Source organism: Streptomyces griseus, from assembly GCF_001715295.1.
Classification (GTDB): domain Bacteria; phylum Actinomycetota; class Actinomycetes; order Streptomycetales; family Streptomycetaceae; genus Streptomyces; species Streptomyces griseus_G.
Genome location: NZ_MDKB01000006.1, coordinates 299,042 through 306,274 on the forward strand (window position 1 = coordinate 299,042; position 7,233 = coordinate 306,274).

Consider the following 7,233-nt stretch of genomic DNA (forward strand, 5'->3'; position numbering starts at 1 on the left):
ACAGCGTGTGCTGGATCTGCTCCCGCACCTGGTCGGTCAGGTTGAACATCAGCATCGGGTCCTCCGCCGCCTCCGGCGGATAGCCGTCCGTCTCGATCGGCTCACCGAACTGGATCGTCCACTTCGTCGGCAACGGCACCGCGCCCAGCGGGCCCAGCCACGGGAACGTCGGCGTGATCGGGAAGTAGGGGACCCCCAGCACCCGCGCCAGCGTCTTCGAGTTGCCGATCATCGGGTAGATCTCCTCCGCGCCCACGATCGAGCACGGCACGATCGGCACCCCGGCCCGCAGCGCCGTGGACACGAAGCCGCCCCGCCCGAAACGCTGGAGCTTGTACCGCTCCCCGAACGGCTTGCCGAGGCCCTTGAAGCCCTCCGGCATCACACCGACCACCTCGCCGCGCTGCAGCAGCCGTTCCGCGTCCTCCGTGCACGCCAGCGTGTGACCGGCCTTCCTGGCAAGCTCGTTGACCACCGGGAGCATGAAGACCAGATCCGCCGCCAGCAGCCGCAGGTGCCGCTCCGCCGGGTGGTGGTCGTGCACCGCGACCTGGAGCATCAGCCCGTCCAGCGGCAGGGTCCCCGAGTGGTTGGCCACGACGAGCGCCCCACCGTCCGACGGGATGTTCTCGACACCCTTGACCTCGACCCGGAAGTACGTGTCCGCAAGCGGCCGCAGCACCGACATGAGGACCTGGTCGGTCAGGTCCTTGTCGTAGCCGAACTCGTCGACGCCGTAGTCACCCGTGACCCGCCGCCGCAGGAACGCGAGCCCGCCCGCGATCCGCCGCTCCCATCCCCCGGGTCCGGAGCCCTCCTGCGGCTCCTGGGGCGCCGCCGCCCGGACGGCGTCGCCCTCCGGCACCTGGCCGCCCGGGAGGGCGCTGACGGGCGCCGTACCCGTCTGCGCGGGCGTCCGGTCCCGGCCGGTGCCCGGCAGCGCACCTCTGCGCCGCCCCGTCCCCGCGCGTGAACGGTCGTCGTCGAACGGAATCACCTTGGCGTCCGCCATCGTCGGTCGCGCTCCTCTACCTGGCGCCGTCAGTCGAATGTGTCGTGTCGGCCGCGCTCCCGGCGAGCGGGAGCCCGGCCAGCCGGCCGACGGCTCTGCTCATCCTCTCCGGGGGCAGCAGCCCGGGGCCCCGGCTCCGCGCGAACTCCGTGAACGTTTCCGCAGTGGTGAACGCCGGCCGGAAACCCAGCGTTTCGCGCATCTGGACGGTCGAGACGACCCTGCCGTGGGTGAGCAGCCGGATCTGCTCGGGCGAGAAGTCGGTCATCCCGATCGTACGGAACGCCGATCCCACCCAGGTGACGGCGGGCAGCGGAACCGGTACGGTCGGGCGGCCGAGCCGCCGCGAGCACTGGGAGAGCAGCAGCACCCCGTCCCCGGCGATGTTGAACGTGCCGCTGTTCAGCGTCCCCCGCCGTGGCTCACGGGACGCGATCTCCAGGACGTCGACGACGTCGTCCTCGTGGATGAACTGGAGCCTGGGGTCGTAGCCGAAGACCGTCGGCAGGACCGGCAGTGACAGGTAGTCGGCCAGCGGCGAATCCGGTCGGGGGCCCAGGATGTTCGCGAACCGGAGGACACACACGGCCACGTCCGGCCTGCGGCGCGCGAAGCCGCGCACGTATCCCTCGACCTCCACGGCGTCCTTCGCGAAGCCGCCGCTGGGCAGGGACTTGGGCGGGGTCGTCTCGGTGAAGACCGCGGGATCCCTGGGCGCGGAGCCGTAGACACTCGTCGTGGACTTCACCACGAGCCGCTGGACGGTCGGGGATTTCTGGCACGCACCGAGCAACTGCATGGTGCCGATGACGTTGGTCTCCTTGACCGTCGTCCGGCCGCCCGCGCCGAGCACCCTGGCGGAGACGTCCAGATGGACGACGGTGTCGACGGAGTGCTCGGCCAGGACCCTGGCGATCGCGGGCTGCCGGATGTCCGCCATGACGAACGTGGCGTCACCCAGCCGGTGCCCGGGTGCGACCGCGTCGACGGCGATCACCCGGTCCACCCCGGGATCGCGCTGGACACGCCGGACGAAGCGGCCTGCCAGCTGCCGGGCCGCGCCTGTGACGAGCACGATCTTCCCCAAGATCAGCGCCTTCCGTCGGTCGTTCCTCGATCGGGGTCTTCCCCTGGCCGTCACCGTAGCCGCTGGGCACCGGCCTGTGACGGCCCCATGACCGGCTTTACCGAACCGATGGCGGGAAACACACCGACGCCGGAGGAGGAGGAGGAGGAGGAGGACGGGCGGGCGGGAACCGTGCGTGCCGGGCGAAGAACCTGCGGGCACCCCGGCGACAGGGCCGGTCGCCGGCTCCGTGGACGACCTCGTGGCACCCCGCCGGAGAAACGCCGAGGCCCTCCCACCAGGACGGCGGGAGGGCCTCGAACTCACGAACCGCGTTCGCTTACTTCTTGTTGCGACGCTGAACGCGCGTGCGCTTGAGCAGCTTGCGGTGCTTCTTCTTGGCCATCCGCTTGCGCCGCTTCTTGATAACAGAGCCCACGACTACCCTCGCTCACTTCTTCTTCACTGGTGCGGGGCGTCTGGGCCCACACGACCTACGTCGGCCTAGCCTACCCGCCACCGGGTGAGGGACGTAATCCGAGGGCGGCGTCAGGCCGACTCCACCCCCACGAGGGAGTCGCGGAGATACTCGTGAACCGCTTGCTCCGGGACCCGGAAGGACCTTCCCACCCTGATCGCCGGCAGATGACCGCTGTGCACCAAGCGGTACACGGTCATCTTCGACACCCTCATGACCGAGGCGACTTCCGCCACGGTCAGAAACTTGACCTCGTTGAGAGGCCTCTCGCTGCCAGCAGCCATGACCCACCTGTACCTTCCGCACGAGACGCGCACCGGCTTCCCCTCCGGTGACTCTTCGTCGTTGTGCGCTCACTCCCCAGATTAGGTGCGGGTGATGCGAGTGGGGAAGAGGTGAGACGATCGGCCGCCTACCATGACAGATGCGCCCTATTGAGCACATACCGAACGAGGGGCCGGTAGTACTCCGCGCGCACACCGTCGTCCACGGGAACGGCCACGGACACCCGCCCCTCGGCCTCCCCCACGAAGAGCGCGGGGTCGTCCGTGTCGGCCGGACCGATGGCCTCGATGCCCAGTTGACCTGCCCCGCAGACCCACCCGTGGTCCCCGATCACCAACTCGGGCAGCACCTCCCGCGTCTCGGCGAGCCGCTCCAGCACAGCCCGGACCGGCAGCGGTGAATGGGTATGTGCGCCGGTGTCACTCCCCGGGCCCCGCACGCCCGGTTCGCGCACCAGCGCGACTCCCCGTACGTAGTCGAGGTGGTACGTGCGTACGCCGAACCGGGTCGTTATGTCGACACATCGCCCCTGCGCGGGGGTGAGGACGGTACATCCCGCCGCCGAGAGGGCGTCTGCCAGTCCGGCGTAGAACCCGAGCAGCCGGTGCGGGTGCCCTGTCCCCAGGAGGACGGGGGCCCGCCTCCGCGCGGCGCTCGCCAGCCGTTCCGCGAAGGCATCCAGAGCGGCCAGGGTCCGCTCCGGGTCGATCACATCGGGCCCGGACACGTGACCGGGGTCGGCCGAGACCCCGCACCTGTCGGCCATCAGCCGCAGCAGGTCCCCCTCCCCCCAGGCCCGGTCGGGATGGAGCCCCAGCGTCACCCGCGGATCCCGCGCGGCGAAGAGCCGATAGCTCCGCAGGCTTTTCTCCCGCGAGGTGGCAACGGGCCCGGCCAGCCGGGCCGCCAGCAGATGAGCGCGCAGCGCTCCGGTGCTCAACACCCGCCCGATGGTGCCGCAGCGGGGCCCGCCGGGCACGGGAACCGTGGAAGACCCCCACCGTTGGGCTAACCGGACTTGCGCGCGGGGCCGCGGCCCCACTCGGGCGGGAGCCATCCGCACCGGTCCGCCCGTGCGACGGCCTCCCTCAGGGGAGCAGCCCCCGCAGCGGGAACGCCGAGCGCCTGGTCGCCAGCACCGCCTGGTCCAGCCGGTCCGCGGGGTCGTACCCGTCCTCCCACGCCTGCCACGACGGCGTAAGGCCGTCCGTCATCCGGCCCGGCCCCAACTGCCGCGTACGGGCGTAGACCTCGTCCCGCCACGAGGACGGGACCACCGACTCGGGGTCCACCGGCGCGTGCGCGGCGATGCCCACCAGATGGGTCCACGACCGGGGCACCACGTCCACCACCGCGTAACCGCCGCCGCCCAGCGCCACCCAGCGCCCGTCCTGCGCGAAGGAGTGGGCGAGGTCGTGACAGGCCGTCATGACGGCGCGCTGCGCGTCCAGGGACACGGCGAGGTGGGCCAACGGGTCCTCGACGTGCGTGTCGGCGCCGTGCTGGGTCACCAGCACCTGCGGCCGGAAGTCCGCCAGTAGTTCCGGCACCACCGCGTGGAAGGCCCGCAGCCACCCCGCGTCCCCCGTACCGGCCGGCAGCGCCACGTTCACCGCCCCGCCCTCGCCCGCCCCGGAGCCGGTCTCCTCCGGCCAGCCGGTCTGCGGGAACAGCGTGCGCGGGTGCTCGTGCAGGGAGACGGTCAGGACCCGCGGGTCCTCCCAGAACGCCGCCTGCACGCCGTCCCCGTGGTGGACGTCCACATCGACGTACGCCACCCTCTCCGCCCCCAGCTCCAGGAGGCGGGCGATGGCGAGCGCCGGGTCGTTGTAGATGCAGAAGCCCGAGGCGCCGCCGGGCATCGCGTGGTGCAGTCCGCCCGTGAAGTTCACGGCGTGCGCGGTCTCCCCGCGCCACACCGCTTCCGCGGCCCCCACCGAGAGCCCCGAGATGAGCGCCGACGCCTCGTGCATCCCGGCGAACGCGGGATCGTCGACCGTCCCGAGTCCGTACGCCTGGTCGGCGGCCCGCGGCTCCGCGGAAGCCTCCCGGACGGCGGCGACGTAGTCCTCGCGGTGCACCAGCCGCAGTGTGGACTCCCCCGCGGCCTGGGCCGACCGCACGTCCACCGCGCCGTCGAGTCCGAACGCCCGTACAAGCTCCATCGTCAGGGCCAGCCTGACGGGGTCCATGGGATGACCGGCCCCGAAGTCGTACCCCGTTACTGCCTCATCCCACATCAGCCGCGCGCGCCCGCTCATGCCCGCCACCGTATCGGGCGGACTCCCCGCCGAACGACCTGGCGTACAGGAGCGTCGCGAGAACCAGCGCCATCGGCACGGCCATCGCGCCCCGGTAGCTCCACGCGTCACCGAGCGCCCCCACCAACGGCGACCCGACCAGGAATCCCACGTAGTTGAAGACGTTGAGTCGGGCGACGGCCACATCGCTCGCACCGGGGAACATGCGCCCCGCGGCGGCGAACGTCTGCGGCACGATCACACAGAGCCCGAGCCCGAGCAGGGTGAACCCGAGCATCCCCCACCAGGCCCCCGGCGCGACGGCGACCACCGCGAACCCCGAGGCCGCCAGGACGCTCCCGCCCCGTACGACGGCCACCGCCCCGAACCGCCGCACCCCGAGGTCCCCGACGGCCCGCCCCAGCAGCGTGGTCACCATGTAGACGTTGTAGGGGACGGTCGCCAGCTGCTCCGAACTGCCCAGCACGTCCTGGAGGTACTTCGCGCTCCAGTTGGAGACCGTGGAGTCCCCGATGTACGCGAACGCCATCACCAGGCAGAGCGGCAGCAGCATCCTGAAGGGGACGGAGGCCCCCGCGCCGGCCCCCGTCGCCTCATGGGGCCCCTCAGCCGTGAGCTCCCGGCCGTCCGTGTACCACCGGCTCCCCAGGAGCGCCGCGGGCAGCAGCACCAGTACGGCCGGCAGGTAGGAGACGAGCAGCGGCAGGTCCCCGTGGGCGCCCGCCCACGCCATCGACGCACCCGCGATCCCGCCGAGGCTGTACGCGGCGTGGAACCCGAGCATGATGCTCCGGCCGTACGCCCGCTGAAGACTGACGCCCATCATGTTCATCGAGGCGTCCAGCGCCCCGACGGCCAGCCCGAACACCCCGAGCGCGACGGCGGCCTGCCACATCTCGCTGCCGGCACCGACGCCGAGGAGCGCCAGCAGTACGACGGGCTGCGCCCACCTGAGCACGGTCCCGGGGCGGACCCCTGCGACGAGCTTCTCGGTGGCGACGCTGGCGGTCCCCGCGAGGACCGGCACCGCGGCCAGGAAGACGGGCAGCAGGCCGTCGGATATCCCGTACCGGTCCTGGATGGCTGGGATGCGTGTCACGAGCAGCGCGAAGGCCACTCCTTGCACCAGGAAGCTGAGGGCCAGGGAGCCTCTGCCGTAACGCAACCGCGCATCCGTCATGGCGGCGAGCGTAGAGCCACGCGCTACCGCTGGGTAGATCGGTCAGGCAAGCAGTTCGGGAAGCTGCGACATGTCGGAGAAGTGCCTGGTCACTCCGGGGAGGCGGTCCGCCGGCATCATCGAGGTGAATCCGTACACGTCCATCCCCGCAGCGCGGGCGGCCTCCACGCCGAGCGGGCTGTCCTCGATGACGGCGCACCGGTCGGGGGCGACGCCCATCGCGGCGGCGGCGTGCAGGAAGAGGTCGGGGGCCGGCTTGCCGCGCCCGACATCCTCCGAGCTGAAGATCCACTCGTCCTCGAACCACTGGTCGAGGCCGGTTCTGCGGTGGCCGGCCGCGATCTTCCGGTGACTGCCGGACGAGGCGACGCAGTAGGCGACCCCGTCGGCGACCAGGGTGCCGAGGAGCTTCTCGACACCTTCGACGACGACCAGTTCGTCCTGGAAGGCGGCGAGGGTGCGCCGGTGGAGCTCCTCGTCGAAATCGTCGGGAAGCTTCTGGCCGGTCCGCTCCTCGACCAGGTCGTGCACCCGGTGGACGGCGGACCCCATGTAGTCGCGGATCGACTCCTCGTACGACGTGGGGTGTCCGAGCTCGGTGAGATAGCCGGCGAGGACGGTGTTGGAGAGCGGCTCGCTGTCGACGAGCACACCGTCGTTGTCGAAGATGACGAGTTCGTAGCGCATGGTTCGACCCTACGGGCTGTACCGCGGCTCCCGGCGGGCGCGCGACCGCAACTACGGCACCTGGCCGCGTTGTCCGACATCTTCATACGTTCAGAATGCGGATGTCCCGTCCTCCCGATGGATCGGTGCGCGGAGCACCGATCCATCGGGAGGACGGGACGGCCTGTGGACGCCCGGAACGCAGAAAAGCCCCGTGCCAACGGCACGGGGCTTTCCCGGAAAAATTGTTCGGCGGCGTCCTACTCTCCCACAGGGTCCCCCCTG

8 protein-coding genes are annotated in these 7,233 nt (G+C 71.2%); all 8 read right to left on the bottom strand.

What is annotated here, in order from left to right:
- On the bottom strand, positions 1 to 1,012 hold a 1,012-nt coding region (locus BA175_RS29020), incomplete at its 3' end, for a lysophospholipid acyltransferase family protein (protein WP_069174564.1).
- A 16-nt stretch (positions 1,013 to 1,028) separates the two neighbouring features.
- Positions 1,029 to 2,099, bottom strand: coding sequence for an NAD-dependent epimerase/dehydratase family protein (locus tag BA175_RS29025; protein WP_069174541.1), 1,071 nt, complete (start codon positions 2,097 to 2,099; stop codon positions 1,029 to 1,031).
- A gap of 319 nt (positions 2,100 to 2,418) precedes the next feature.
- Positions 2,419 to 2,517, bottom strand: a complete 99-nt coding sequence (locus BA175_RS30305) for a 30S ribosomal protein bS22 (protein WP_003948845.1) — start codon at positions 2,515 to 2,517, stop codon at positions 2,419 to 2,421.
- Positions 2,518 to 2,627: 110 nt separating this feature from the next.
- Positions 2,628 to 2,840 (bottom strand): helix-turn-helix domain-containing protein, encoded by a 213-nt coding sequence (locus tag BA175_RS29030; protein ID WP_069174542.1) that lies wholly within the window; start codon positions 2,838 to 2,840, stop codon positions 2,628 to 2,630.
- A 128-nt stretch (positions 2,841 to 2,968) separates the two neighbouring features.
- Positions 2,969 to 3,784: a phosphatase gene (locus BA175_RS29035; RefSeq protein WP_069174565.1), complete on the bottom strand. Its 816-nt coding sequence runs from the start codon at positions 3,782 to 3,784 to the stop codon at positions 2,969 to 2,971.
- A 145-nt stretch (positions 3,785 to 3,929) separates the two neighbouring features.
- Entirely contained in the window at positions 3,930 to 5,102 is a 1,173-nt protein-coding gene (locus tag BA175_RS29040; RefSeq protein WP_069174566.1) for an acetoin utilization protein AcuC, read from the bottom strand.
- Entirely contained in the window at positions 5,071 to 6,282 is a 1,212-nt protein-coding gene (locus BA175_RS29045) for an MFS transporter (RefSeq protein ID WP_069174543.1), read from the bottom strand. The genes BA175_RS29040 and BA175_RS29045 overlap by 32 nt, the downstream gene beginning before the upstream one ends.
- A gap of 42 nt (positions 6,283 to 6,324) precedes the next feature.
- Positions 6,325 to 6,969 (bottom strand): HAD family hydrolase, encoded by a 645-nt coding sequence (locus tag BA175_RS29050; RefSeq protein ID WP_069174544.1) that lies wholly within the window; start codon positions 6,967 to 6,969, stop codon positions 6,325 to 6,327.
- Between the last annotated feature and the right edge of the window lie 264 nt (positions 6,970 to 7,233).

What these genes read in the sequence shown, in the direction of transcription:
- BA175_RS29030 (WP_069174542.1), bottom strand. Translation starts at nt 2,840, where the DNA reads ATGGCTGCTGGCAGCGAGAGGCCTCTCAACGAGGTCAAGTTTCTGACC.
- BA175_RS29040 (WP_069174566.1), bottom strand. Translation starts at nt 5,102, where the DNA reads ATGAGCGGGCGCGCGCGGCTGATGTGGGATGAGGCAGTAACGGGGTAC.
- BA175_RS29045 (WP_069174543.1), bottom strand. Translation starts at nt 6,282, where the DNA reads ATGACGGATGCGCGGTTGCGTTACGGCAGAGGCTCCCTGGCCCTCAGC.
- BA175_RS29050 (WP_069174544.1), bottom strand. Translation starts at nt 6,969, where the DNA reads ATGCGCTACGAACTCGTCATCTTCGACAACGACGGTGTGCTCGTCGAC.